This window comes from Curtobacterium sp. MCBD17_034 (genome assembly GCF_003234515.1).
In the GTDB taxonomy this organism is placed as follows: domain Bacteria; phylum Actinomycetota; class Actinomycetes; order Actinomycetales; family Microbacteriaceae; genus Curtobacterium.
This window is the reverse complement of the sequence record NZ_QKTN01000004.1, coordinates 226,327-251,736: the sequence shown is the minus strand read 5'-3', so window position 1 is coordinate 251,736 and position 25,410 is coordinate 226,327. Positions and strand designations below refer to the sequence as shown.

General features: G+C 71.3%; 25 protein-coding genes. 21 read left to right on the top strand and 4 right to left on the bottom strand.

The features are described 5' to 3' along the window. Positions 1 to 6 precede the first annotated feature (6 nt). Positions 7 to 1,716: an AarF/ABC1/UbiB kinase family protein gene (locus DEI92_RS09835; protein WP_181434808.1), complete on the bottom strand. Its 1,710-nt coding sequence runs from the start codon at positions 1,714 to 1,716 to the stop codon at positions 7 to 9. 156 nt (positions 1,717 to 1,872) lie between these two features. Here DEI92_RS09835 and DEI92_RS09830 point away from each other — a divergent pair, with 156 nt between their 5' ends. From DEI92_RS09830 to DEI92_RS09815, 4 genes are all read left to right on the top strand, one after another. Beyond that, on the top strand, positions 1,873 to 2,229 hold the full coding sequence (locus DEI92_RS09830; RefSeq protein WP_111009335.1) for a PRC-barrel domain-containing protein: 357 nt from the start codon (positions 1,873 to 1,875) through the stop codon (positions 2,227 to 2,229). A 191-nt stretch (positions 2,230 to 2,420) separates the two neighbouring features. After that, entirely contained in the window at positions 2,421 to 3,113 is a 693-nt protein-coding gene (locus DEI92_RS09825; RefSeq protein ID WP_111009018.1) for a TetR/AcrR family transcriptional regulator, read from the top strand. Between the two features lie 106 nt (positions 3,114 to 3,219). Next, a complete protein-coding gene (locus DEI92_RS09820) occupies positions 3,220 to 4,449 on the top strand; it encodes an SGNH/GDSL hydrolase family protein (protein ID WP_146249140.1) in 1,230 nt (409 codons plus the stop codon). Further along, a complete protein-coding gene (locus DEI92_RS09815) occupies positions 4,446 to 4,952 on the top strand; it encodes an NUDIX domain-containing protein (protein WP_258370151.1) in 507 nt (168 codons plus the stop codon). Before DEI92_RS09820 ends, DEI92_RS09815 begins: the two co-directional genes overlap by 4 nt. A gap of 93 nt (positions 4,953 to 5,045) precedes the next feature. Here DEI92_RS09815 and DEI92_RS09810 read toward each other — a convergent pair whose 3' ends face one another. Both DEI92_RS09810 and DEI92_RS09805 read right to left on the bottom strand, forming a co-directional pair. Continuing rightward, the gene (locus DEI92_RS09810; RefSeq protein WP_111009020.1) at positions 5,046 to 5,921 is read right to left on the bottom strand and encodes a hypothetical protein; all 876 of its coding nucleotides are present in this window, start codon (positions 5,919 to 5,921) and stop codon (positions 5,046 to 5,048) included. A gap of 60 nt (positions 5,922 to 5,981) precedes the next feature. Beyond that, on the bottom strand, positions 5,982 to 6,170 hold the full coding sequence (locus tag DEI92_RS09805) for a hypothetical protein (protein WP_111013338.1): 189 nt from the start codon (positions 6,168 to 6,170) through the stop codon (positions 5,982 to 5,984). 123 nt (positions 6,171 to 6,293) lie between these two features. Here DEI92_RS09805 and DEI92_RS09800 point away from each other — a divergent pair, with 123 nt between their 5' ends. The 3 genes from DEI92_RS09800 to DEI92_RS09790 all read left to right on the top strand — a co-directional run bounded on the left by DEI92_RS09800 (position 6,294) and on the right by DEI92_RS09790 (position 9,834). Next, positions 6,294 to 6,557: a hypothetical protein gene (locus tag DEI92_RS09800; RefSeq protein WP_111009022.1), complete on the top strand. Its 264-nt coding sequence runs from the start codon at positions 6,294 to 6,296 to the stop codon at positions 6,555 to 6,557. Positions 6,558 to 6,630: 73 nt separating this feature from the next. Continuing rightward, on the top strand, positions 6,631 to 7,116 hold the full coding sequence (gene ybaK, locus DEI92_RS09795; protein ID WP_111013337.1) for a Cys-tRNA(Pro) deacylase: 486 nt from the start codon (positions 6,631 to 6,633) through the stop codon (positions 7,114 to 7,116). A 129-nt stretch (positions 7,117 to 7,245) separates the two neighbouring features. Continuing rightward, entirely contained in the window at positions 7,246 to 9,834 is a 2,589-nt protein-coding gene (locus tag DEI92_RS09790; protein WP_111013336.1) for an ATP-dependent Clp protease ATP-binding subunit, read from the top strand. 93 nt (positions 9,835 to 9,927) lie between these two features. On the opposite strand, the gene DEI92_RS09785 is transcribed toward DEI92_RS09790, so the two are convergent. Next, a complete protein-coding gene (locus DEI92_RS09785; RefSeq protein WP_111013335.1) occupies positions 9,928 to 10,935 on the bottom strand; it encodes a glycoside hydrolase family 6 protein in 1,008 nt (335 codons plus the stop codon). A gap of 251 nt (positions 10,936 to 11,186) precedes the next feature. On the opposite strand from DEI92_RS09785, the gene DEI92_RS09780 reads away from it, so the two are divergent. The 14 genes from DEI92_RS09780 to DEI92_RS09715 all read left to right on the top strand — a co-directional run bounded on the left by DEI92_RS09780 (position 11,187) and on the right by DEI92_RS09715 (position 25,406). Further along, a complete protein-coding gene (locus DEI92_RS09780) occupies positions 11,187 to 11,720 on the top strand; it encodes an adenine phosphoribosyltransferase (RefSeq protein WP_111009026.1) in 534 nt (177 codons plus the stop codon). A 184-nt stretch (positions 11,721 to 11,904) separates the two neighbouring features. Next, positions 11,905 to 13,872: a threonine--tRNA ligase gene (thrS, locus tag DEI92_RS09775; RefSeq protein ID WP_111013399.1), complete on the top strand. Its 1,968-nt coding sequence runs from the start codon at positions 11,905 to 11,907 to the stop codon at positions 13,870 to 13,872. A gap of 59 nt (positions 13,873 to 13,931) precedes the next feature. After that, complete coding sequence (locus tag DEI92_RS09770; RefSeq protein ID WP_111013400.1) at positions 13,932 to 14,471, top strand: HIT domain-containing protein; 540 nt, start codon at positions 13,932 to 13,934, stop codon at positions 14,469 to 14,471. Between the two features lie 34 nt (positions 14,472 to 14,505). Next, positions 14,506 to 15,438, top strand: a complete 933-nt coding sequence (gene pdxS / locus DEI92_RS09765) for a pyridoxal 5'-phosphate synthase lyase subunit PdxS (RefSeq protein WP_111009027.1) — start codon at positions 14,506 to 14,508, stop codon at positions 15,436 to 15,438. Further along, on the top strand, positions 15,428 to 16,042 hold the full coding sequence (gene pdxT / locus DEI92_RS09760; protein ID WP_111013334.1) for a pyridoxal 5'-phosphate synthase glutaminase subunit PdxT: 615 nt from the start codon (positions 15,428 to 15,430) through the stop codon (positions 16,040 to 16,042). Before pdxS ends, pdxT begins: the two co-directional genes overlap by 11 nt. Before the next feature lie 99 nt (positions 16,043 to 16,141). Next, on the top strand, positions 16,142 to 16,906 hold the full coding sequence (locus DEI92_RS09755) for a YebC/PmpR family DNA-binding transcriptional regulator (RefSeq protein WP_111013333.1): 765 nt from the start codon (positions 16,142 to 16,144) through the stop codon (positions 16,904 to 16,906). A gap of 30 nt (positions 16,907 to 16,936) precedes the next feature. Continuing rightward, a complete protein-coding gene (gene ruvC, locus DEI92_RS09750; RefSeq protein WP_111013332.1) occupies positions 16,937 to 17,512 on the top strand; it encodes a crossover junction endodeoxyribonuclease RuvC in 576 nt (191 codons plus the stop codon). Further along, entirely contained in the window at positions 17,509 to 18,117 is a 609-nt protein-coding gene (gene ruvA, locus DEI92_RS09745; RefSeq protein WP_111009031.1) for a Holliday junction branch migration protein RuvA, read from the top strand. The genes ruvC and ruvA overlap by 4 nt, the downstream gene beginning before the upstream one ends. Next, positions 18,114 to 19,163, top strand: a complete 1,050-nt coding sequence (gene ruvB, locus DEI92_RS09740; protein ID WP_111009032.1) for a Holliday junction branch migration DNA helicase RuvB — start codon at positions 18,114 to 18,116, stop codon at positions 19,161 to 19,163. The genes ruvA and ruvB overlap by 4 nt, the downstream gene beginning before the upstream one ends. Before the next feature lie 95 nt (positions 19,164 to 19,258). Continuing rightward, positions 19,259 to 19,693 (top strand): preprotein translocase subunit YajC, encoded by a 435-nt coding sequence (yajC, locus tag DEI92_RS09735; protein WP_111025594.1) that lies wholly within the window; start codon positions 19,259 to 19,261, stop codon positions 19,691 to 19,693. A 107-nt stretch (positions 19,694 to 19,800) separates the two neighbouring features. Further along, a complete protein-coding gene (secD, locus tag DEI92_RS09730; protein WP_111009034.1) occupies positions 19,801 to 21,558 on the top strand; it encodes a protein translocase subunit SecD in 1,758 nt (585 codons plus the stop codon). Next, positions 21,558 to 22,544: a protein translocase subunit SecF gene (gene secF / locus DEI92_RS09725; protein WP_111013331.1), complete on the top strand. Its 987-nt coding sequence runs from the start codon at positions 21,558 to 21,560 to the stop codon at positions 22,542 to 22,544. The genes secD and secF overlap by 1 nt, the downstream gene beginning before the upstream one ends. Positions 22,545 to 22,562: 18 nt before the next feature. Continuing rightward, positions 22,563 to 22,925, top strand: a complete 363-nt coding sequence (locus tag DEI92_RS09720; protein WP_111013330.1) for a rhodanese-like domain-containing protein — start codon at positions 22,563 to 22,565, stop codon at positions 22,923 to 22,925. A gap of 210 nt (positions 22,926 to 23,135) precedes the next feature. Beyond that, on the top strand, positions 23,136 to 25,406 hold the full coding sequence (locus DEI92_RS09715; protein WP_111009339.1) for a bifunctional (p)ppGpp synthetase/guanosine-3',5'-bis(diphosphate) 3'-pyrophosphohydrolase: 2,271 nt from the start codon (positions 23,136 to 23,138) through the stop codon (positions 25,404 to 25,406). Positions 25,407 to 25,410: the final 4 nt, after the last annotated feature.

Genomic DNA, 25,410 nt, shown 5'->3' with positions numbered 1-25,410 from the left:
CCGGCGTCACTCGCGACGCCGAGCCAGCGCCGCGTCGATCGCGGTCGCGCCGAGGGACACCACGGCGACCACCACGAGCACCCAGCCCGCCGCCGCCGGGGTCAGCGCGCCGGGGTGGACGGGTCGCGGGACCGCCAGGAACACGACCGCCGTGATGCCCGCGAGCGCCCCGAGCACCGTCCAGACCGTTCGACGGACCAGACCGGCGACCAGGCGTCGGTCGCGTCGGTCGGCGAGCACACGCACGTTCACGTTGAGGTGACCGGTCTCGAGGGCTTCCCCGATGCGGTCGACGCGGCGGGGCAGGCGCCGGAGTCCGGGCAGCACCGCGAGTGCCTCACGGACGAGGAGGTCCCGGACCCCGGCGGGGGTCACCTGGTCCCGGATCTGGTCGCGGGCGAGCGTCCGGGCCTCCTCGAGCAGGTCGAACGCGGGCGTGACGGTGCGCAGCGTGCCCTCGAGGATCGCGAACGCCCGGGCGGCCGCGACGAACTCCGCGGGGACCGCCATGCCGTAGCGGCCGAAGACCTCGACGGCGGCGTCGACCGTGTCGATCCCGATGCGGGCTCCGGGTCCGAGCTCGTCGACGACGAACGTCGCGATGTCCCGTCGGAACGCCGGTTCGTCCACGGGGTCGGCGAGCGGGGCGAGCCGGAGCACCCCGTCGGCGATGCCGCGCGTGTCGGACTGCAGGTAGGCGACGAGCAGTTCCTGGACGGTCTCGCGCAGGGTGAGGTCGAGCCTCCCGACCGATCCGAAGTCGACGAGCGCCGGCCGCCCGTCGGGCATGACGAGGATGTTGCCGGGGTGCAGGTCCGCGTGGAAGACCCCGTCGACGACCACCTGCCGGATGAAGGCGCGGACCACGGTCCGCATCAGTGGTTCCAGCGACGCGGTGTCGGCCCCGTCCGCGCGGGCCGTCGCGAGCGTACGACCGTCGAGGAACTCCATGACGAGCACGCGGCGGGAGCTCAGCTCGTCGACGAGCTCGGGCAGGTGGAGTTCCGCGGCACGACGACTGCGCGCCTGCGTCGCGCGGAGTGCGGCGAGGTTCGTCGCCTCGCGGCCGAAGTCGACCTGCCGCACGAGGTCCGTCGCGTACTGGGCCGCGGCGTCCTCGACCCCGAGCCGACGTGCCTGCGCGGAGGTGCGCGCGATGAACCGGGTGACCCGCAGGGCGATGTCGACGTCGCGGCGGATCACGACCGCGACGCCGGGTCGCTGCACCTTGACCGCGACGGTCCGGCCGTCCCGGAGGCGGGCACGGTGGACCTGCGCGATCGACGCGGCCGCGACCGGGACGGGATCGAACGCGGCGAACACCTCGTCGACGGGCGCACCGAGCTCCTCACGGAGGAGGGCCGCGACCGCGTCGGCCGGCGCGGGGGTGACGTCCTCCTGGAGATCGGCGAGGGCGGCGCGCCACTCGTCCGGCAGCAGGTCGTCACGCGTCGAGAGCAGCTGACCGATCTTGACGAACGCGCCGCCGGCCTCCTCGAGTGCGCGCCGCAACCCGGTCGCCTGCTCGACCCGGAGACCGGCCGTTCCCGGGGACCGCGAGAAGTCGAGGCGGCCGAACGGCAGCAGCCCGTTGCGCCGAGCGATGCCGAGCAGCTCCGCGAACCGGCGAGCACGGTCGCGGAGCGTCCCCGTCGCGGTGTCGTCGCCCTGGGCGAGATCGGCCAGGCGCGGCAGGGTCGCTCGTCGGTCCGTCACGACCCGATCCTGGACCGCGACCCTGAGCACGGACGACACGGCGCAGCGGCGACACGACGCAGCGGCGACACGGCGCACCGGCGACACGACGCCCGAACCGGGACTACCGTCTGCGGCACCGCGCCCGAATCGTTCCGGCGCGGGGAGAGGAACGACGTGTTCGAGGCCGAGAACATCCGCGACTGGATCGGGCAGCCGGTCGTCGACGCCGGCGACGACCGGATCGGCAGCCTGGAGAGCATCTACTTCGACACCGCGACGTCGCAGCCGGCGTTCGCGAGCGTCCAGATCGGTCTGATCGGTCGGCAGCGACTCGTGTTCGTGCCCCTCGACGGCGCCACCGTGTCGCCCAAGCACCTCAAGGTGACCTACGACAAGAAGCTCGTCAAGGACGCGCCGTCCATCGACACCGACGGCGAGCTCGAGGCGTCGGTCGAACCGACGCTGTACCAGCACTACGGCCTCGTGTACCAGGCCGGTGCGGGCGGCGAACGGCGACTCGGGCGCCGCTGACCCCGACGACCGTCGAGCGGGCCCTGGACGTCCCCCCACATCGGCACGTCCATCCGGCCGCTCGACGGCCGTCGCACGGCCGGAGCCGCGCCTGTGCTCGAAGTCTCCCACAGGACGCGCGTCCTGGGAAATCGACGGGAACCAGGCCGGGGCGGCGTCCCTCATCGCTCCTGCCACTACGGTGGTCTGCCATGGGCATGCGTGAGGACCAACGCCGACGCACGAGGGACGCCATCCTCGAGGCCGCAGCCCTGGAATTCGGGGAACGCGGCTACCAGGCGACGACCTACGCCTCCGTAGCGGCCAGGGCGCAGGTGGCGAAGAGCCTCGTCAGCTACCACTTCGCGTCGAAGACCGACATGGTCCAGGCGATCATGGACGTGTCCTTCACGCAGGAGGGCGTGTTCGCCGCGCTGCCGGCCGCCGATCGTCCCCCGTTCGACGAACTCGCCCTGTCGACCGTCTTCGTCGCGATGCAGGAGCAGTCGGACCCCATCGGTCGGGCCGTCGTGCGGCTCGAGCGCGAGGCCGAACTCATCGACATCGACCTGCCGGTGCCGTACGTCGGGTGGATCCAGTTGTGCGCGACCACGCTGCAGCGCGCGGTCGACATCGGGGACGCCCCGCCCGAGGTCGACATCCCGTTCGAGGCGCACCTGATGGTCGCCGGGTTCGTCGGCCTCCACGAGCTCGCTGAGTCGCTCGGCGAGTACGAGGGCTTCGTCGCCCGGGCCGTGTCGAACGCGCTCGACCGCTACGCGACGCTCGGTGCCACGCCCGCGGCCCTCGCGTCCGCCACCGAACGCGCTATCGAGGCGATGGAGGAGGCCGGGTGCGACGACGTCGACCGCATCCGTCGTCGGCTGCGGCGACTCGTCGGCTGACCGCCGCGCACGATCGTCACGCGGGCCGGGAGGCGTAGCATCGGTCGCCCCGCCGCCCCCGTCCCCGCTTGGTGAGGTCCCCATCCTGCTCTGCCGTCCGCTGGCCGTGATCGCCGCATCCGCCGCCCTGTCCGTCGTCGTCATCGGCACCGCCGACCCCGGTGCGGGACCGGCCGCGTCGGCGGCCACCGTGGTGCCCGCCTCCACCGCGCACCACGGTGCGCGCGCCGGTCGCGACGGTCTGCCCCCGCGCGGAGCGGAGTACGTCGCGCTCGGCGACTCCTACGCCGCCGGCTACGGCCTGCCACATGCGACGGGGGACCCGGTCCCGGCCTGCGGCCAGTCATCCGAGGACTACCCGCACCGCATCGCGGCCAGCCTGGACCTCCGGCTCGTGGACGTGACGTGCGCGGGGGCCACGAGCGCCGACGTCGTCTCCCGACGCCAGAACGGTGCCGCACCGCAGGTCGACGCGCTGAGCGACCGGACGCGGCTCGTCACGCTGTCCATCGGCGGCAACGACGCGGGGCTGTTCGCGACGGCGTCCTCGTGCGTCGCCCTGTCCCGACGCGGACCCGTGCTGTCGGGGGCGGACGTGCCGAACTGTCGCAGCCGCCTGGTCACCGACGGGACCGACGCGCTCGCGGCGGCCGTCGAGGGTCCCGTCACCCGTGGCATCCGGTCGGCGGTGCGTGCGGTGCGGACGGCCGCGCCGCACGCCCGACTCGTCGTCGTCGGGTACCCCACGATCTTCCCGGACGCCGCCCACACACCCGCGGCGGGTTGCTTCCGCGCCGCGCTCGACGCCGCGAGCCTGACCGGCTCGTTCCCGCGCGATGCGTTCCCGTTCACGGACACCGACGTCCGCTACCTCCACGGCGTGCAGCAGCGGCTCGACCGGACGACGCGGGCCGTCGTGCACCAGGCCGGTGGGACCTACGTCTCGATGCTCTCCGCGACGGCCGCCCACTCACCGTGCTCGAGGACCCGGCCGTTCGTCCGGGGGATCACCCTGTCCGCCTCGTCCGGCCTCCGGGACGTCGACCTCGTACCCGGAGCGCTGCATCCGAACGCAGCGGGTGCCGGAGCGATGGCCACGGACGCCGGACGCCGCATCCGCGCCGTGTACGCGGAGGCCGCGGCACGGGCCCGGGAGGCACGGGCCAGCGCGTCCGCGCAGGCGCGGGCGTCCGCGTCGGCAGCGGCTCGTGCGGCCGCCGCTCGGTCCTCCGCCGACGCGGGCCGGCTGGCGATCGGCGCGGGGGTGGTCGTCCTCGGCGCTGTCGTGGTCGTCTGGGCGTTCGTGCGTCGTCGACGTCGTCCCGACGGGTCGTGACGGCCGTGGTGACGAGCGCGGGCATCGTGCTGTACCGACCGGCCGCGGCACCGGTCGCTCGTGGTGCCGCCGACCCGGAGATCGACACCGAGGTCTTCGTCGCGCACATGGGCGGCCCGTTCTGGCGGCGGCGACCACGGGCGTGGTCCTTCCCGAAGGGCGAGTACCTCGACGAGACACCGCTCGACGCCGCGCGGCGCGAGTTCCACGAGGAGATCGGCGTCCCCGCACCGGACGTGCCGTACGTCGAACTCGGCACGTTCCGCCAGGCCTCGGGCAAGCGCGTCACGCTGTTCGCGGGCGCGTCGGACCTCGTCGTGGAGACGGTCCGGAGCACGACCTTCCTCGTCGAGCTCCCGCGGGGGTCGGGCCGGATGGTGTCGTTCCCCGAGGTGGACGACGCCCGGTGGACGAGCGTCGCCACGGCACGGACGGACCTCGTGGCGGGTCAGGTGCCCGCGCTCGATGCCCTGCTCACCCTGCTCCGTCGGGAGGAGGCGTAGCGCCGACGAGAGGGGCGGCGAGAGAGGCGTCGCGCCCACGAGAGGGGCGTCGCACCCGAGAGAGGCGTCGCGCCCACGAGAGAGGCGGCGGGCTCAGGACGAGGGCCGCACACGACCGGACACGACCCCGCCGCGGACGTGCACGGTGAGGGTGCCGCTCTCGCTCTGCGTCACGAGGGTGACGGATCCGGTGAGGGCGTCGGCACGGGGGAAGCACGACGTGCTCGCCGTCCGACCGTCCGCCGTCGCGAGCAGGCAGACGAGCGACGCGTTCGTCCCGACCGCCGCGTACACGTCCCACGGCGTCTGGGCGTCGTCCGCGGACAGGGAGCGGTTCGTGAACACCAGGCGTGTGGAGTGCAGCCGCACGGGAGCCGAGACCGCTCCCGGGATCTGGTCGGCGAACGTCTGCGGCGCCGAGAGCAGCGCCGCGAGGGTGCGTTCCCCGTCGCTCGTGGCGGCCGCGACCGACGGTCGTGACCGCTGTTGGTCGATCGTCGTCCCGACCAGTGCACCGACGCCGAACGACGCGAGTGCGGTGCCGACGATCGCGACGAGGCCGACACGGCGGAGCCGGACCGGGAGGCGGCCCCACGCTCCTCGCCTCGGCGCGCGACCGGAGCCGGAGCCGCTGGACCGCCCGTCGTCGAGCGCGGTCACCGGTGCGACGTCGCTCGCCCGGGCCGAGGTCGGGTCGGGCGGTGCGGGGGCAGCGGCGCCCGCACCGGACGGGACCCGGTCGGCAGCCATCGGCATCGAGTCGGTCCGGTCGGCGCCGGTCGGTCGAGCATCGCGCGTCTCGGCGACGACCGGCCGGCCAGGCGCGGGGTCGAGGGCATCGAGCGCCCGGCGAGCGGCCTGCGCCTCGGCGGGCGTGGCGTCCGGCCCGTACGCGATCGCCTGCAACGCCGCGCGGCGCCGGCCCGGCTCCGGGCCTGCGCCGCCGACCCCGTCATCGAGTGCCGACATGTCCTCCGCCGTTCGTCCCACCCATCCTGCTCCGTGGAGCGGCCCGCGGAGCGGCCGGGGTCAGTCCTCGGCCTCGGTGGCCTCCAGGTCGGCGGTCCGGGCGTCGTCGTCCGTGAGCGCGTCGTCCGCGGGCGCCGCATCGCTGTCGAAGGACAGGTCGCGCTCCAGCCGTTCCGCGGTGACCGGCTCCCCGTCGACGATGGGCGGTTCCCACTCGCGGTCGCTGCCGCTCGTTCCGTCGTTGCTCATGACGCCTCCTCGTCCGCGTGGCCGGGGCGCCCACGCTGAGCGCTCCTCGCGCCGACGGTAGGCGCGGCGCGCGACCCCCGTTCCCAGGGACGTCGTCGTCGCCGTCGGCCTAGGCTCGGCGACATGACGGAACCAGGGCACGACCAGCGCGACCCGGCTGCGGCTGCCGAGGCGGCAGCGGCGAGCACCTCCGACAGCGTGCTGCAGGGCGACCTCACCCGGCCGATGAGCGAGGACACCCAGTCGGGTGCGGCGGACTACGTGGCCACGAACACGGGCGGTGTCTCCGCCGAGCGCCGCAACCCGCTGCCGGACGAGGAGCAGGGACGGGGCACGGAGTACGACCCGGTGGACCAGGGCCCGCAGCAGGAGGGTCAGGGCGGCTGATCCCGTTCCGCGGGAGCGACGGCTGCCCGCGCGCCGCGGACCACGTTCAGCGGACTCCAGGCAAGATCACGGCATGACCGCTGCCTCCCCGCGCACCCCGGCCACGGTCGCACTCGACCGTGCCGGTGTCCCTTACACGCCGCACGTGTACGAGCACCACGAGACGGCGACGAACTTCGGCGCCGAGGCGGCCGCGGCGCTCGGGCTCCGCGAGGACCAGGTGTTCAAGACGCTCGTCGTCCAGGTCGACGAGCAGCTCGTGGTCGCGGTGGTCCCCGTCGCGAACCGACTCGACCTCAAGGCGATCGCGACCGCGGTCGGGGGCAAGAAGGCGTCGCTCGCGGCACCGGACCTCGCGGAGCGGCGCACGGGATACGTCGTCGGCGGCATCAGCCCCGTCGGACAGCGCACCACGCTCCGAACCGTGCTCGACGCGTCGGCCGAGGACTACGCCACGATCTTCGTGAGCGGCGGACGGCGGGGGTTCGACATCGAACTCGCGCCGCGAGACCTCCTCGCGGTCACGGCGGGCGCGACGGCTGCGATCGCGCGGGACTGAGCCGACCCCGTGGCGACCTCCTCGCGGGCTTGAGTCGTGTCGACGCAACTTCTTCCCGCACCCGGGAATGGCCGGGGCACCTCTGCGTTGTATTGAGTCGGACGCACTCAAGTTCCACAGGAGGTCCCTTTGTCAGACGTCTTCGGCCCGACCGGCAGCGACAACTCGTTCGACGAGTTCCTCGCCCGCCTGCTCCAGGGCCAGCAGCGGTCCGTGCCGTTCGGCCGGCCCGTCGACATCACGCGGCTCCTCAGCCGCCGCACCCACGAAGTGCTCCGCGCCGCGGCGACGTTCGCCGTGGAGCGCGGCCACCACGAGATCGACGCGCTGCACCTGCTCCGCGTCCTCGTGACCGCCGAGCCGTTCGCCGGGCTCGTCCGCACCGTCGGCGCCGACCCCGAGCGGTTCGCCGCCGCGGTCGACGAACGACTCCCGGAGCCGTCCGACGAGCGCCCCGAGGGCCGTCCCGCGCTCACGCCCTCAGCGCAGCGCGCGCTCCTCGACGCCGCGCAGGCCGCGCGCGCGTTCGGATCCACGTACGTCGACCCCGAGCACGTCTTCTTCGCGCTCGTGGTCGAGCAGGACACCGTCGCCGGGCAGATGCTCGTCGCCGCGGGCGTGACGCCGCAGACCATGCAGCAGTACGCGCAGGACGCCGCCCGTGCCGCCCGCGAGGGTCGCCCGGTCGCCGGCAGCACCGCGGCCGGCACACCGGGCCAGGAGTCCGACACCCCGACGCTCGACCAGTTCGGCACCGACCTCACGGCCCGCGCGCGCGAGGGCGGCATCGACCCCGTGATCGGCCGCGCCGGTGAGATCGAGCAGACCGTCGAGATCCTGCTCCGCCGTACCAAGAACAACCCGGTCCTCATCGGTGAACCGGGCGTCGGCAAGACCGCGATCGTCGAGGGCCTGGCCCAGCGCATCGTCGACGGCGACGTCCCCACGCTGCTCCAGGGCAAGCGGGTCGTCGCACTCGACATGGCCGCGATGGTCTCGGGCACGCGCTACCGCGGTGACTTCGAGGAGCGACTCACCAAGGTCATGGACGAGATCGCGGCGCACCGCGACGAGCTGATCGTGTTCGTCGACGAGCTGCACACCGTCGTCGGCGCCGGCAGCGGTGGTGACGGCGGCATGGACGCCGGCAACATCCTCAAGCCGCGCCTCGCCCGCGGTGACCTGCACATGGTCGGCGCCACGACGCTCGACGAGTACCGCCGCATCGAGAAGGACGCCGCGCTCGAACGCCGCTTCCAGCCCGTGACGGTCGGCGAGCCGAGCGTGGCCGACGCCGTGCAGATCCTCGCCGGCCTGGCGCCGCGGTACGCCGAGCACCACGGCGTCGCCTACACGGACGACGCCATCCGCGCGGCCGTCGAGATGTCACATCGCTACGTGACCGACCGCTTCCTGCCCGACAAGGCCATCGACCTCATCGACCAGGCCGGCGCGCGGCGCCGTCTCGCCCTCAGCGGCACGGTCGACGTCGACGCCCTGCGTGCCGAGATCGTCGACCTGCAGTCCGCCAAGGACCGCGCGGTCGCCGAGGAGCAGTACGAGGAGGCATCGCGGCTCCGTGACGCCATCGACGGACTGGAGGCCCGGATCGAGTCCGCCACCGCGCCGACCGCGACCGACGCGAGCAGCGCCTCCCGGACGGAGGCCGACACGACGATCACCGAGGCGGACATCGCCGAGGTCGTCGCCCGTGCGACCGGCATCCCCGCCTCGCGGCTCACCGCGGACGACCGCGCCCGGCTCGCGGTCCTCGAGGACGACCTGCACGCACGGGTGGTCGGGCAGGACGACGCGGTCGCCGCCATCGCCAAGTCCGTCCGTCGCAGCCGCACCGGCATGGGCGACCCGCGTCGCCCCGTCGGGAGCTTCCTGTTCCTCGGCCCGACCGGTGTCGGCAAGACCGAGCTGGCGAAGGCGCTCGCGTCGAGCCTGTTCGGCGACGAGACCGCGATGCTCCGCTTCGACATGAGCGAGTTCGGGGAGCGCCACACGGTCAGTCGGCTCGTCGGCGCCCCTCCCGGGTACGTCGGGTACGACGAAGCCGGGCAGCTCACCGAGCGTGTCCGCCGGAACCCGTACTCGGTGATCCTGCTCGACGAGATCGAGAAGGCGCACCCGGACGTGTTCAACCTGCTCCTGCAGGTGCTCGACGACGGACGGCTCACCGACGGGCAGGGACGCACCGTGGACTTCCGGAACACGGTCGTGATCATGACGTCGAACCTCGGGTCCGAGTTCCTCGCCAGCCGTTCGGGCGCCCTGGGGTTCTCGGCGGCGACCGACGCCTCGGGGTACGAGGAGCAGGACCTGCGGAACCGGGTGATGGGCAAGCTCCGCGAGGCCATGCGGCCCGAGTTCCTCAACCGGATCGACGAGATCGTGCTGTTCCGCAAGCTCGACCGCGCGCAGCTGCACGCCATCGTCGGGCTCCTGCTCGCCGACACCGCACGTCGGGTGGCCGCGCAGGACCTCGACCTGGAGGTCCGTCCCGCCGCGGTCGACTGGCTCGCCGAGCACGGGTACGAACCCGAGTACGGCGCCCGTCCGCTGCGTCGGCTCATTCAGCGCGAGGTCGAGGACCGCGTCGCGGACCTCATGGTCCGCTCCGAGGTCGCGGCCGGCGAGACCATCGCGATCGACGTGGTCGCCGACCAGCTCGTCGCCACCGTGGACCGGGACGCCCGCGTGCGGGTCTAGGTCCACTCCGGGTGGAGGAACGCCCCCGGTGTCGCATCGACACCGGGGGCGTTCCCGTCCCCTGTCCGGGCGGTGCCACGGACCGGACGGGCGTCAGCGCGCGGCGTTCTGCACGAGTCCGACCGCGTACGACGCGAACCAGTCGCCGGCCGCCGGCCCACCGTTGCACGTGCCGTCACTCGCACCGGGTGTCTTCACCCACAGCAGCGCGTCGAGCTGGCCGCTGCCGTACGTGACGTGCGGGTCCTGACCGAGGCCGGCACCCGCTGGGTTGCACCAGTCGCCGCGGGCACCGCGACCGTTCCGCGAGACGTCGATGACGAAGTGCGATCCGCCGGTGAGGGCGGACACCTTGCCGGCGTAGGAGCGCTCCGGGTCGACGGCGTTGAAGTTCGACACGTTCGTGAAGAACCCGCGCGCCTGGCTGACGCCCGCCTGGTTCAGCTCCGAGGCCGTGACGGCCGGCGTGTTCCAGCTCGAGTTCCCCCCGTCGAGGTACGCGGGGACACCGGCGGCGTGGAACTGTGCGACCGCTGTCCTGAGGAGCGGGAGCCGCGTCGACGCGTCCTGCGAACACGACGGGAGCATCGCGAGCGAGTCGGGCTCGACGAGCACGACCGCGCGATGACCGTGGAGGTCGTCCGCGATCTGCTGGTTCCACGCGGTGTACTGCGCGGGCGTCAGCCCACCAGCGGAGTACCCGCCGCAGTCCCGGTCGGGGATCGCGTAGGTGACGAACACCGGGGTGGTGCCCTTCGATTCTGCGCTCGCCAGGCTCCGTGCGATGGTGCTGTCGAGCAGGCCGCCCTGGAACCACTCGCCCAACCAGATCGCGATCGGCTGGCGTGCGATCGTCCGCGCCGCCGCTGCCTCGGTGGCCCGGCCCTGTGCGGCGAGGGTCGCTGCCGCCTGCGCCGGCTGGCTGTCGGGCTGGACGTACAGACCGCCCTGGTAGATCGTCTGCGTCGGAGCAGTACGGATCGTCGCCGGTGTGACGGTGGCGGTCGCCGCCGATGCGCTGACGGTCTCGGTGATGGCCGTCGTGGTGCTGATCGAGGCGACGGCGGCGGCCACGAGGGCCGCACGGACGATGCGGTTCATCGGTTGTTCCCCTGGGTGATCGCTGACAGATGTCCTGTACGTCTGCCGTGTGTGGGGGACAAGTCAACCGGCCGCCGTTCCGCTTGTCCACGCGGACCGGAGGGGCTTGCCAACAGCCACGCCGTGTGCTCCTCGCCGGACAGCAGGACGGCCTGTACCCCGGTAGGCATCCCGGATCGGCACACGGCGTACCCCGATCCGCGCCGGTACCGACGGCACGTCGGCCAGCGCCGTCCCCGTACGGTTGGGGCATGACCGAGCACGCCGCGTCCCTCGTCGAACGACTCACCGCCGTGGTGCCGGACTTCCCGAAGCCGGGGATCCTCTTCCGCGACGTCACCCCGGTGTTCGCCGATCCCGTCGCGTTCTCGACCGTCTGTGGCGCACTCGCCGAGCCGTTCACGGACGTCGAGGCAGTGGCGGGCATCGAGGCGCGCGGGTTCGCGTTGGCCGGGGGGATCGCCGTCCAGCGGGGCAGGGGTGTGCTCACCGTCCGCAAGGCGGGGAAGCTCCCCGGCGAGGTCCTCAGCGAGCAGTACGCGCTCGAGTACGGCGAGGCCGCGGTGGAGCTGCGCCCCGGACAACTGCCCGAGGGCACGCGCGTCCTCGTGGTCGACGACGTCCTCGCGACGGGTGGTACCGCCGAGGCGACCATCACGCTGCTCGAACGTGCCGGGTACCACGCGGTCGGGTTCGCAGCGCTCCTCGAACTCGACGGCCTCGGGGGCCGGGCCCGTCTCGAGGGTCGACTGCCGGTGCACACCCTCGGGACCGCGCCCGCCTGACGCCTCGCGCGCGCTGCGCAGCGAGCACTCCCGCCACGGTGCGGGCCGGGGTCGTCGACGGGGCGGTGCGGGCCTCCCGGCCGACTAGTGTTGGTGCACCACCGAACGAGGGAGCCCCACCACCGTGACCGAGTCAGTCGTCCCCGCCGCCGACCAGCCCGACGTGCCGCCGGCACCCGCGACCGTGACGGCGACGACCACGACGACCGGGACCGAGCTGTTCGCGGGCGAGCGGTCGGTCGTGGCGATCCGGGTCGACGGTGTGCTCCGTGACCTCGCGGCCGAGGTCTCCGCCGGGGCGGTCGTCGAGCCCGTGACCCTCGCTGAGCAGGACGGCCTCGACATCCTCCGGCACTCGACCGCGCACGTGCTCGCGCAGGCCGTGCAGGCGATCAACCCCGAGGCGAAGCTCGGCATCGGACCGCCCGTCACCGACGGCTTCTACTACGACTTCGACGTGGCCGAGCCGTTCACGCCCGAGGACCTCAAGGCCATCGAGAAGGGCATGGACCGCATCATCCGGCAGGGCCAGCGGTTCGTCCGTCGCGTGGTGAGCGACGGCGAGGCGCGCGAGCTCATGGCGGGGGAGCCGTACAAGCAGGAGCTCATCGGCCTCAAGGGCGCGGCGAGCGAGGGTGACGCCGGCGAGAGCGTCGAGGTCGGTGCCGGCGAACTCACCGTCTACGAGAACGTGGACCCGAAGTCGGGCGAGGTCGTCTGGCAGGACCTCTGCCGCGGGCCGCACCTGCCCACGACCCGGGTCATCGGCAACGCCGCGAAGCTCATGCGGGTGGCTGCGGCCTACTGGCGTGGCTCCGAGAAGAACCCGCAGCTCCAGCGGATCTACGGCACCGCATGGCCCGACAAGGACCAGCTCCGCGCGTACCTCGAGCGCCTCGAGGAAGCCGCCAAGCGCGACCACCGCAAGCTCGGGGCCGAGCTCGACCTGTTCTCGTTCCCGGACGAGATCGGCTCGGGCCTCGCGATCTTCCACCCCAAGGGCGGGATCATCCGCCGCGAGATGGAGGACTACTCGCGGCGCCGCCACGAGGCCGAGGGCTACTCCTTCGTCAACACGCCGCACATCACGAAGGGCGACCTCTTCGAACAGTCCGGCCACCTCGGGTGGTACAAGGACGGCATGTTCCCGCCGATGCACCTCGACGAGGCACGGAACGACGAGGGCGAGATCACCCGGCAGGGCGCCGATTACTACCTCAAGCCGATGAACTGCCCGATGCACATCCTCGTGTACCGCTCGCAGGCCCGGTCCTACCGCGACCTCCCGCTCCGGCTGTTCGAGTTCGGGACCGTGTACCGGAACGAGAAGTCCGGTGTCATCCACGGCCTGACCCGTGTCCGTGGTCTCACGATGGACGACGCCCACATCTTCACGACGCGCGAGCAGATGAAGGACGAGCTCACCCGCACGCTGAACTTCGTGCTGTCGCTGCTCCGCGACTACGGCCTCACCGACTTCTACCTCGAGCTCTCCACGAAGGACCCGGACAAGTACGTCGGCTCCGACGAGGTCTGGGAGGAAGCCACGAGCACGCTGGCGGAGGTCGCCGCCGATTCCGGTCTCGAGCTCGTGCCGGACCCGGGCGGAGCGGCGTTCTACGGTCCGAAGATCTCGGTCCAGGCCCGTGATGCGATCGGCCGCACGTGGCAGATGTCGACGGTGCAGCTCGACTTCAACCTGCCCGAGCGCTTCGGCCTCGAGTACACCGCCGCGGACGGCTCGCGTCAGCGTCCGGTGATGATCCACCGCGCGCTCTTCGGGTCGATCGAGCGGTTCTTCGGCGTCCTCACCGAGCACTACGCGGGTGCCTTCCCCGCGTGGCTCGCACCGGTGCAGGTCGTCGGGATCCCGGTGGCCGAGGAGTACGGCGACTACCTCGACGAGGTCGTCACGCGGCTCCGCGAGCAGGGCGTGCGCGCCGAGGTCGACCACTCTGACGACCGCATGCAGAAGAAGATCCGCACCCACACCAAGCAGAAGGTCCCGTTCATGCTCATCGCGGGCGACGAGGACCGGCAGCAGGGCGCCGTGAGCTTCCGGTTCCGCGACGGCAGCCAGCTCAACGGCGTGCCGATCCAGGAGGCCGTGGACCGCATCACGACGGCCATCCGCGAGCGGGCGCAGGTCTGACCGTGGCGGAGACCCCGGGAACGGAGGGCGACCCCTTCGTCATCCGCTCCTCCGCGGACATGGCCGCCGTGCCCGACGCGTTCCAGCGCCTCTGGACGCCGCACCGCGCGGTGTACATCGAGCAGGGACGCGCGGGGGAGGGGCGCGGCCAGAAGGACGACTGCCCGTTCTGCGTCGCGCCGACCCTGCCGGACGAGGACGCCCTCATCGTGGCCCGCGGCCGGACGGCATTCGTGCTGCTCAACCTCTACCCGTACAACAACGGCCACCTGCTCGTCTGCCCCTACCGCCACGTGCCCCTGTACGACGAGGCGACCGACGAGGAAGCCGCCGAGATGACCGCCCTCACGCGCACCGCGATGGGCGTGCTCCGGACCGTGGCGCACTGCGACGGCTTCAACATCGGCATGAACCAGGGCGAGATCGCCGGCGCGGGCGTCGCGGCGCACCTGCATCAGCACATCGTGCCGCGCTGGGCGTCCGACTCGAACTTCTTCCCGATCATCGCGCGGACGAAGGCGATCACCCAGCTCCTCGGCGAGACCCGGCGCCTGGTGGCCGAGGCGTGGCCGCACGAGTCGCGTGTTCGCCCAGCGTGATCACGCTCCGCCGGGCAACTAGACTGGGTGGATCATGAGCGACAGCACCGCATCGACCACCGATCCCGCCTCGACCCCCGGCACCTCGATCACCGGTTCCTCGCGCGTCAAGCGCGGCCTCGCCGAGATGCTCAAGGGCGGCGTCATCATGGACGTCATCGACGCAGAGCAGGCGCGCATCGCCGAGGACGCCGGCGCGACGGCGGTCATGGCGCTCGAGCGTGTCCCCGCCGACATCCGGGCCCAGGGCGGCGTCGCCCGCATGTCCGACCCGTCGATGATCGAGGACATCATCGCCGCCGTGTCGATCCCCGTCATGGCGAAGGCACGCATCGGCCACTTCGTCGAGGCCCAGGTGCTGCAGGAGCTCGGTGTCGACTACATCGACGAGTCCGAGGTCCTCTCGCCGGCGGACTACGTCAACCACATCGACAAGTGGGACTTCACCACGCCCTTCGTGTGCGGCGCGACGAACCTCGGTGAGGCCCTCCGTCGCATCACCGAGGGTGCGGCGATGATCCGCTCCAAGGGCGAGGCCGGCACGGGTGACGTCTCCGAGGCGACGCGGCACATCCGCACGATCTCGAAGGAGATCGCGGCGCTCCGCAACCTCAAGGACGACGAGCTCTACGTCGCCGCCAAGGAGCTGCAGGCTCCGTACGACGTCGTCAAGGAGGTCGCCCGGACGGGTGCGCTGCCCGTCGTGCTGTTCACCGCGGGCGGCGTGGCCACCCCGGCGGACGCGGCGATGATGATGCAGCTCGGCGCGGACGGCGTGTTCGTCGGCTCGGGCATCTTCAAGTCCGGCGACCCGGCGAAGCGCGCCGCGGCGATCGTGAAGGCCGTCACGTTCCACGACGACCCGAAGGTCATCGCCGAGGTCTCCCGCGGTCTGGGCGAGGCGATGGTCGGCATCAACGTGGCCGACGTCCCCGCGCCGCACCGCCTCGCCGAGCGTGGCTGGTAGCCCCGTCGTCGGGAGCGTCCGGCCCCGGATCGGGGTCCTCGCACTCCAGGGCGACTTCCGGGAGCACATCGCGTCGCTGACGGCGCTCGGTGCCGAGGTCGTGCCGCTCCGTCGCCCGGAGGAACTCGCGAGCCTCCAGGGCGTCGTGATCCCGGGGGGCGAGTCCAGCGTGATGGACAAACTGGCGCGGTCGTTCGGTCTCGCCGAGCCGTTGTCCCAGGCCATCCACGAGGGCCTGCCGACGTACGGCACCTGCGCCGGGATGATCATGCTGTCGTCGCGCATCCAGGACGGCATCGACGGGCAGCGGACGCTCGACGTGCTCGACACGACGGTCCGCCGCAACGCGTTCGGCAACCAGAACGACTCGTTCGAGATCGACATCCCGATGCCGGACCTCGGCGAGGCCCCGGTGCACGCCGTGTTCATCCGTGCCCCGGTGGTCGAGGACCACGGTCCCGATGTGCAGGTCATCGGCGCCCTGCCCGACGGCCGACCGGTCGCGGTGCAGCAGGGCAACGTCATCGCCTCGGCGTTCCACCCCGAGGTCAGCGGCGAGGACCGCTTCCACCGCCGCTTCCTCCAGCTCGTCGCCGACGCCTGACCCGGTCGGCGCGCGCCAGCGGGGAGGCGCGGCACCACCCGTCCCGTCCCTCCCGGCCTGTACGATGACCGGGATCACCAGAACCGATCGAGGAGAACCGTGTCCGGGCATTCCAAGTGGGCAACGACCAAGCACAAGAAGGCGGTCATCGACCAGCGCCGTGCGAAGTCCTTCGCGAAGCTCATCAAGAACATCGAGGTCGCCGCCAAGATGGGCGGTGCGGACCTCTCGGGCAACCCGACGCTGGTCGACGCCGTGCAGAAGGCGAAGAAGACCTCCGTCCCGAACGACAACATCGACCGCGCGATCAAGCGCGGCGCCGGCCTCACCGGTGAGTCGATCGACTACCAGACGATCATGTACGAGGGCTACGGCCCGAACGGCGTCGCGATGCTGATCGAGTGCCTCACGGAGAACAAGAACCGCGCCGCGGCCGAGGTCCGGACCGCGATGACGCGCAACGGCGGCACCATGGCCGACCCGGGCAGCGTGGCCTACAACTTCGCGCGCAAGGGCGTCATCTCGGTCACCAAGACCGACGGCCTCACCGAGGACGACGTCCTCGGTGCCGTGCTCGACGCCGGTGTCGAGGAGGTCACCGACCAGGGTGGCGGGTTCGAGATCATCACCGAGGCCTCGGACCTCGTCGCCGCGCGGACGGCCCTGCAGGACGCCGGGATCGACTACGACGCCGCCGACGCCGAGTTCGTCCCCGGGCTCCGCATCGACGTCGACGCCGAGACGGCCCGCAAGGTGTTCAAGCTCATCGACGCCCTCGAGGACAGCGACGACGTGCAGAACGTCTACGCGAACTTCGCGATCCCGGCCGAGGTGCAGGCCGAGCTCGACGAGGACGAGGACTAGTCCCGTGACCGGGTCCGACCGGCCCCGTCCGTGATCCGCGTCCTCGGCGTCGACCCGGGCCTGACCCGGTGTGGCGTCGGCGTCGTCGAGGTCGCGGCCGACCGTCGGGCCCGTCTCGTGCACGTCACGGTGGTCCGCACACCGTCGGACATGGCGCTCGAGCAGCGGTTGGTCCGCATCGCCGCGGGCGTCGGTGCCGCGATGGACGAGTTCCGGCCCGATGCCGTGGCCGTCGAGCGTGTCTTCGCCCAGGCGAACGTGCGCACGGTCATGGGCACCGCCCAGGCGGCAGGACTCGCACTCCACGCAGCGGCGTCGCGGTCGATCCCCGTCACGTTGCACACCCCCTCCGAGGTCAAGGCGGCGATCAGCGGCTACGGCAACGCCGACAAGAAGCAGGTGGCGACGATGGTGGCGCGGGTGCTCGGACTGGCCGAGGCCCCGAAGCCCGCCGACGCATCGGACGCGCTCGCACTCGCGATCTGCCACGCCTGGAGGGTCGGCGCACCGACCGAGGCCGGTGTGCGGGCCGTCACGCTCACGCCGGCCCAGCGGGCGTGGCGAGAGGCCGAGCGGTCGGTGGTGTCTCGTAGGCTCGGAGGATGATCGCGAGTCTCCGAGGTACCTGCATCGACACGGCGGGCTCCCGCATGGTGGTCGAGGTCGGTGGCGTCGGGTACGGCGTGACCGTGACCCCGCAGCACGCGTTGGCCGTCCGACACGGGGCCGAGGTCTTCCTGTGGACCGTGCTCGTCGTCCGCGAGGACGACATGTCGCTGTACGGGTTCGAGACCGCCGAGGCGCTGCAGGTGTTCGACCTGCTCCGCGGCGTCTCCGGCGTCGGGCCGAAGTCCGCGATGGGGGTGCTCGCGACGATGACGCCCGCACAGGTGGCGCGCGCGGTCACCGACGACGACGACACGGCCTTCCGCAAGGTGAGCGGCATCGGCCCGAAGACGGCCAAGCTCATCACGGTGGCCCTCGCAGGCAAGCTCACCGCCGTACACCAGGCCACCCCCTCGCCCGCGGCTCCGCACCCCGCATCGGAGGACGTCGTCATCGCCCTGGTCGGTCTCGGTTGGCGCGAGGACGCTGCGCGCACCGCCGTCGACGAGACGATCGCGAACGAGCCCGGTGTCGCAGCGATGGGCACGCAGGCGTTGCTCCGTGCCGCGCTCGGCACGCTCCGGCCGTCGGGTGCGGCGCGATGAGCGGGATCACGTCCTCCGCACCCGAGTCCGAGGCCGAGCTCGCCTTCGAGGGAGCCATGCGGCCGCGGTCCCTGGCGGAGTTCGTCGGCCAGCGCAAGGTGCGCGGGCAGCTCGAGCTCCTGCTCACGGCCGCGGCGATGCAGGAGCGCACGCCGGACCACATCCTGCTGGCCGGGCCTCCCGGGCTCGGCAAGACGACGCTCGCGATGATCGTCGCGCACGAGTCGGGGCGACCGTTGCGGATGTCGAGCGGGCCGGCGATCCAGCACGCCGGCGATCTCGCCGCCGTCCTGTCCTCACTCGTGCCGGGAGAGGTCCTGTTCATCGACGAGATCCACCGCATGGCGCGCTCCGCCGAGGAGATGCTCTACCTCGCGATGGAGGACTTCCGCATCGACATCATGGTCGGCAAGGGCGCGGGCGCGACGAGCATCCCGCTCGACCTCGCCCCGTTCACCCTCGTCGGGGCGACCACGCGGGCCGGGCTGCTGCCGAACCCGCTCCGCGATCGCTTCGGGTTCACGGCCCACCTCGAGTTCTACGAACAGGACGAGCTCGAGCAGGTCCTCGTCCGCGCCGCGGGGCTGCTCGACCTCGCCATCGACCGGTCCGCCCTCCGCGAGATCGCCGGACGGTCCCGGGGGACACCCCGCATCGCGAACCGCTTGCTGCGTCGCGTCCGCGACTACGCCCTCGTGCACGCGCCCGTCAGCGGCATCGACGCCGTCCGTGGCGCACTCGACCTGTACGACGTCGACGAGCTCGGTCTCGACCGCCTCGACCGCGCGGTCGTCGAGACCATGCTCACGCGGTTCGACGGCGGTCCGGTCGGTCTCAACACGCTCGCCGTGTCGGTGGGCGAAGAGAGCGAGACCATCGAGTCGGTCGTCGAACCGTTCCTCGTGCGCGTCGGGCTCGTCACCCGGACACCCCGGGGCCGGATCGCGACGCCGACGGCGTGGCGGCACTTCGGGCTCACACCCGGCGGCGCCGCCCAGCAGGGCTCCGCTCCCACGGCACAGCCAGAACTGTTCGAGCGCGACTGACGCTCCGAGCGGCGACGCGGGGCGGGACGATGCTCCCAGCGCGGTGCCCTAGACTACCCCCGCCCGATTCGAGCACCCCCCGGAAGGCCCATCCCATGCAGTCTAGTCCGACCACCATCGTCATGCTGGTCCTCGCGTTGGGGCTCGTGTTCCTCATGTTCCGCAACAGCCGGAAGCGGAAGCAGCAGCAGGAGACGATGACCACCAAGATGGTCCCGGGCGCGCGCGTCATGCTGTCGTTCGGGCTCTACGGCACCATCGTGTCCGTGAACGACGAGAAGGTCACGGCCGACGTCGAGATCGCGCCCGGCACGATCGTCACCGTCCACCGCCAGACCCTGTCGCGGGTCGTCGACGACAACGGCGACGACGCCGCCACCGCGGTCGTGGGCACCACGGCCACGGGCGACGAGGAACCCCGGCCGGTGATCGCCCCGGTCGAGACCACGGGCGAGCCGGAGTTCGGCGAACGTCTCGGCAGCGACACCACCGGCGTGGTCGACCCGGACGCCAAGCGCGACGACCGCTGACCCCGACCCACCGCCCGGCCGACCCCGATCGGCCCGCCCGAGGGCGACTCCTCCGCACCCGGTAGCCGATCGGCTGCGCGGTCCGTACAGAAAGCAGAGACGCACAGGTGGCACGAACGACACCGGTCAAGAAGGCGCTTCGCTCGCTCACCTGGTTGGTCATCATCATCGCCGCGCTCTCGGCGCTCAACGGGACGGCGACCATCCTGGCCAACAGCGCGAAGACCTCCGGATGGTGGGACTCGGCGAGCTGGGTGCCGGAACTGGCGCTCGACCTCCAGGGCGGCACGCAGATCACGCTCGCCGCGAAGCAAACGGGTGGCAACGACGTCAACGCGCAGCAGCTGCAGCAGGCGGTCGAGATCATCCGTGAGCGCATCGACGCCTCGGGAGTGTCCGAGTCCGAGATCAACACGCAGGGCTCGAACAACATCGTCGTGTCGATCCCCGGCCGGCCCGACAAGCAGACCATCCAGCGGATCGAGGCGGCCGCGAAGCTGACCTTCCGCCCCGTCCTGTACACGACCGCGGCGACGAACACCTCGGTCGGCGGCAAGGGCAAGAACGGTACGGCCTCACCGACGCCGTACAGCCCGCCCGCGTCGCTCGAGGCCACACCCACGGCGAAGCCGACGAACGCGAGCGACCCGAACTGGGTGAGCGCGCGCCTCCAGGACCTGTACGAGAACTACGACTGCAACGCGCCGGACGACGTCACCTCCGCCCCCGACTCGAAGCCGCTCGTCACGTGTGACCAGGACGGCGCGAGCAAGTACATCCTCGGCCCGGTCGAGGTCGTGGGCGCCGACATCAGCAACGCGACGTCCGGCATCGCCACGAACTCGCAGGGCGTGTCCACCGGCGAGTGGGCCGTCAACCTCAGTTTCAACGGCCAGGGCACCAAGGACTTCCGGGCGGTCACCTCGCGCCTCGTCTCGCTCACGGCGCCGCGGAACCAGTTCGCCATCGTCCTCGACGGCACGGTGATCACCGCGCCCGCCACGAACAGCGCGATCACCAACGGCAAGGCGCAGATCACGGGGTCGTTCACCGCGGACTCCGCCAAGACGCTCGCCGACCAGCTCAAGTTCGGTGCCCTGCCGATCAACTTCACGGTGCAGAGCAACGAGGTCATCTCGGCGACCCTCGGTTCGGCGCAGCTCATCGGCGGTCTGATCGCCGGTCTCATCGGTCTGCTCCTCGTCGTCATCTACTCCGTGGTGCAGTACCGGGCGCTCGCGTTCGTGACCGTCCTGTCGCTCGCGGTGTCCGCCGCGATCACCTACCTGGTCATCGCGATCATGTCGTGGCGCATCGACTACCGGCTGTCCCTGGCCGGCGTGGCAGGCCTCATCGTCGCGATCGGCATCACGGCCGACTCGTTCATCGTCTACTTCGAACGCATTCGCGATGAACTCCGCGAGGGCCGCGCGCTCGAGAGCGCGGTCGAGGCGGGGTGGCGCCGTGCCTTCCGCACGATCCTGGCGTCCGACTCGGTCAACTTCCTCGCGGCCGTGACCCTCTACATCCTCGCGGTGAGCGACGTGAAGGGCTTCGCGCTGACCCTGCTGCTCACGACGATCATCGACATCATCGTCGTGACGCTGTTCACCCACCCGATGCTCCGGCTCATCGCGCGCACCCGGTTCTTCAACGAGGGACACCGCTTCAGCGGGCTCGACCCGACCGCACTCGGTGCGGTGTACCGGGGCCGCGCGCAGTTCCGTGCCCCCGTCGTGGACGGCAAGCGCCAGCGGAGCGCACGTGAGGCCGCGCGACGACAGACGATCGCCGAACGCAAGGCGCAGGGCACGACGACGACCACGGACTCCGAACGCCCTGAGACCGACGGGAAGGACTCCTGATGGCCAGCTTCAGCCAGTTCGGCAGCGACCTCTACACCGGCAAGCGCTCCTACGACATCGTCGGGCGCCGACGCCTCTGGTACACGATCGCCATCGCCGCGATCGTCATCTCCGTCGTCGTGCCGTGGCTCCGCGGTGGCTACCACCTCGGCATCGAGTTCACCGGCGGGTCGGAGTTCACCATCTCCGACGTGTCCACCCTCGATCAGGACCCGGCCACCGCTGCGGTCGAGCGGGTCGTCCCGGACGTCGTCCCGCGGGTGTCCCAGCTCGGCCGGGACTCGATCCGGGTCCAGACCTCGCAGCTGACGACCGCGCAGAACGACGACGTCGCTGCCGCGCTCGCCAAGGCGTACGACGTGTCGGACACCAAGGTCGCGTCGTCCTACATCGGTGCGACCTGGGGTGCGGACGTCCTCGACCAGGCCATCCGCGGTCTCGTGATCTTCCTGATCCTCGCTGCCGCGTTCATGACCATCTACTTCCGCACCTGGAAGATGTCGCTCTCGGCCATGGCGGCGCTGCTCCACGACCTGCTCATCACGGCCGGGGTGTACGGCATCGTCGGCTTCGAGGTCACGCCCGCCGCGGTCATCGGGTTCCTGACGATCCTCGGGTACTCCCTGTACGACACGGTCGTGGTGTTCGACAAGGTCCGCGAGAACACCGCCCAGGACGCCGAGGGCTCGCGGCGCACCTTCGCGCAGTCGGTGAACCTCGCGGTGAACCAGACGCTCGTCCGCTCGATCAACACCTCGGTGGTCGCGTTGCTGCCCGTCGCGGCGATCCTCTTCATCGGGTCGTACGTCCTCGGCGCCGGGACGCTGCGGGACATCTCGCTCGCGCTGTTCATCGGCATCATCGTGGGCACCTACTCGACGATCTTCATCGCGTCGCCGCTCTACGCACACCTGCGGATCGGCGAGGAGAAGATCCGCAAGTCGGACCAGAAGAAGCTGCAGGCCGCGGCACGACAGCCGGCCTGACCACCGAGAGGCGACCGCATGCAGGAGATCGACGTCCACGAGGCCATGCGCCGCGTCGAGGGCGGAGCGCGACTCATCGACGTCCGCGAGCAGGACGAATGGGACGCGGGCCACGCCCCGGTCGCGCGCCTGCTGCCGATGTCGGCCCTGCAGGAGCGGTGGACCGAGATCGCCACCGACGATGAACCGGCACTGATCATCTGCCACTCCGGCCACCGGTCGGGGATGGTCGCCGACGCGCTCGAGCGGTCGGGTGTGCCGGCCGTGAGCGTGGCCGGTGGCATGGTCGCCTGGGCGCAGGCCGGGGGAGCGGTCACGACGGCCGCTGACGACGCGAGCGGGCACCACGACGCCGTGGGCGAACCGGGTTCGGACGCCTGAGTCCGCGCGCGTAGTGTTGAACGCACAGCACCCGGCGTTGCCTGCACCACGAGTGTCGGGCAGTCCGCGTGCGGACGACCGCGACCGCGGCCGAGGGACATCAGTGGGACGACGCTCCGAGCGACGTGCCGGGGCCGGAGGCGACGCATGACCGACACACGGGAATCCGCGGCGGCCGAGGGCGCCGCAGCGCGACCCGATCCGGCGACGATGCCGTCGAGCGCCCCGACCGGTGCCAACACGACCGGTTCGATCGGGTCGTTGCGCTCCCTGCTCCCGCGACTGTTCTCGCGCGCCCAACCGGCCGGGGCCGTGGACACCCTCATCCGGACGGTCCGCGCGCACCACCCGAAGGCGGACGTGACGCTCATCGAGCGCGCCTACTCCGTGGCCGAACGCGCCCACGACGGACAGCGCCGGAAGTCGGGCGAGCCGTACATCACCCATCCGGTGGCGGTCGCGCAGATCCTGGCCGACCTCGGCATCGGGTCCATCACGATCGCGGCGGCGCTGCTCCACGACACCGTCGAGGACACCGAGTACACACTCGACGAACTCCGCGACGACTTCGGTGACGAGATCGCGATGCTCGTCGACGGCGTCACCAAGCTCGACAAGCTCAAGTACGGCGACAGCGCGCAAGCCGAGACGGTCCGCAAGATGGTCGTCGCGATGTCGAAGGACATCCGCGTCCTCGTCATCAAGCTCGCCGACCGGTTGCACAACGCGCGGACATGGGGCTTCGTCGAGTCCGCCTCCGCGACCCGGAAGGCCAAGGAGACGCTCGAGATCTACGCGCCCCTGGCGCACCGTCTCGGCATCCAGATGATCAAGCTCGAGCTCGAGGACCTGTCGTTCGCGGTCCTCCATCCGAAGCTGTACGTCGAGATCGACAGCCTCGTCAAGGAGCGCACCCCGAAGCGCGAACAGTTCGTGCAGAACGTCATCGGCCTGGTCAAGAAGGACCTCAAGGCCGCGCGCATCCGCGGCGACGTGATGGGCCGCCCGAAGCAGTACTACTCGATCTACCAGAAGATGATCGTGCGAGGGCGGGAGTTCGACGAGATCTACGACCTCGTCGGCATCCGGGTCCTCGTGCCGACGGTCCGCGATTGCTACGCCGTGCTCGGGTCGGTCCACGCGCGGTGGACCCCGCTCCCGGGACGCTTCAAGGACTACATCGCGACCCCGAAGTTCAACCTGTACCAGTCGTTGCACACGACCGTCATCGGCCCGCAGGGTCGCCCGGTCGAGATCCAGATCCGCACGCACGAGATGCACCTCCGTGCCGAGTTCGGGGTCGCGGCCCACTGGAAGTACAAGCAGCGGATGAACGGCCGCGACGTCGACACGACGAGCCACTCCGACGCCGACATGGCCTGGCTCGCGCACATCTCGGACTGGCAGGCGGAGACGAGCGACCCGACCGAGTTCCTCGACTCGCTGCGGTACGAGATCGGTGCGAAGGAGACCTACGTCTTCACGCCGCAGGGCAAGGTGATCGGGCTGCCCGCCGGAGCCACCCCCGTGGACTTCGCGTACGCGGTGCACACCGAGATCGGCCACCGCACGATGGGTGCGAAGGTGAACGGTCGGCTCGTGCCGCTCGAGAGCGAGCTGTCGAGCGGCGACGTCGTCGAGATCTTCACCTCGAAGAACCCCGACTCCGGCCCGAGCCAGGACTGGCTCGCCTTCGTCCGGAGTCCTCGGGCCCGCAACAAGATCAAGCAGTGGTTCACCAAGGAACGCCGCGAGGAAGCGATCGAGCAGGGCCGCGACGCCATCGCCCGTGCGATGCGCAAGCAGAACCTGCCGCTCCAGCGACTCATGAGCCAGGACACCGTCGCCGAGGTCGCGTCGAGCATGCGGTACGAGGACGTCTCGGCGCTGTACGCCGCCATCGGCGAGGGACACGTCTCGACGCAGTCGGTGATCGAGAAGATCCTCGCGAGCGTCCAGACCGAGACCGAGACCGACGAACCCGAGCTGACGTTCCCCGCCCGGGTGTCGAGTCGGGTGCTCCGGAACAGCGACAGTGGCGTGCTCGTGCGCGGCGCACCGGACATCCTCGTGAAGCTCGCGAAGTGCTGCACCCCGGTGCCGGGGGACCAGATCGTCGGGTTCATCACGCGCGGACAGGGCGTGTCGGTGCACCAGGCGACGTGCTCGAACGTGCAGTCGCTCATGCAGGAGCCCGACCGGATGATCGAGGTCGAGTGGGCCCCGTCGTCGAAGAGCGTGTTCCTCGTGCAGATCCAGATCGAGGCACTCGACCGCGCTGGCCTCCTCAGCGACGTCACCCGGGTGCTCTCGGAACACCACGTCAACATCCTGTCGGCGACGGTGTCGACCTCGTCCGAGCGGTTGGCACTGTCCCGGTTCGTGTTCGAGATGGGTGACACGACCCACCTCGACCGCGTGCTGAACGCGGTACGCCGCATCGACGCCGTGTACGACGTCTACCGGGTCAGCGCGGGCTGAGCCG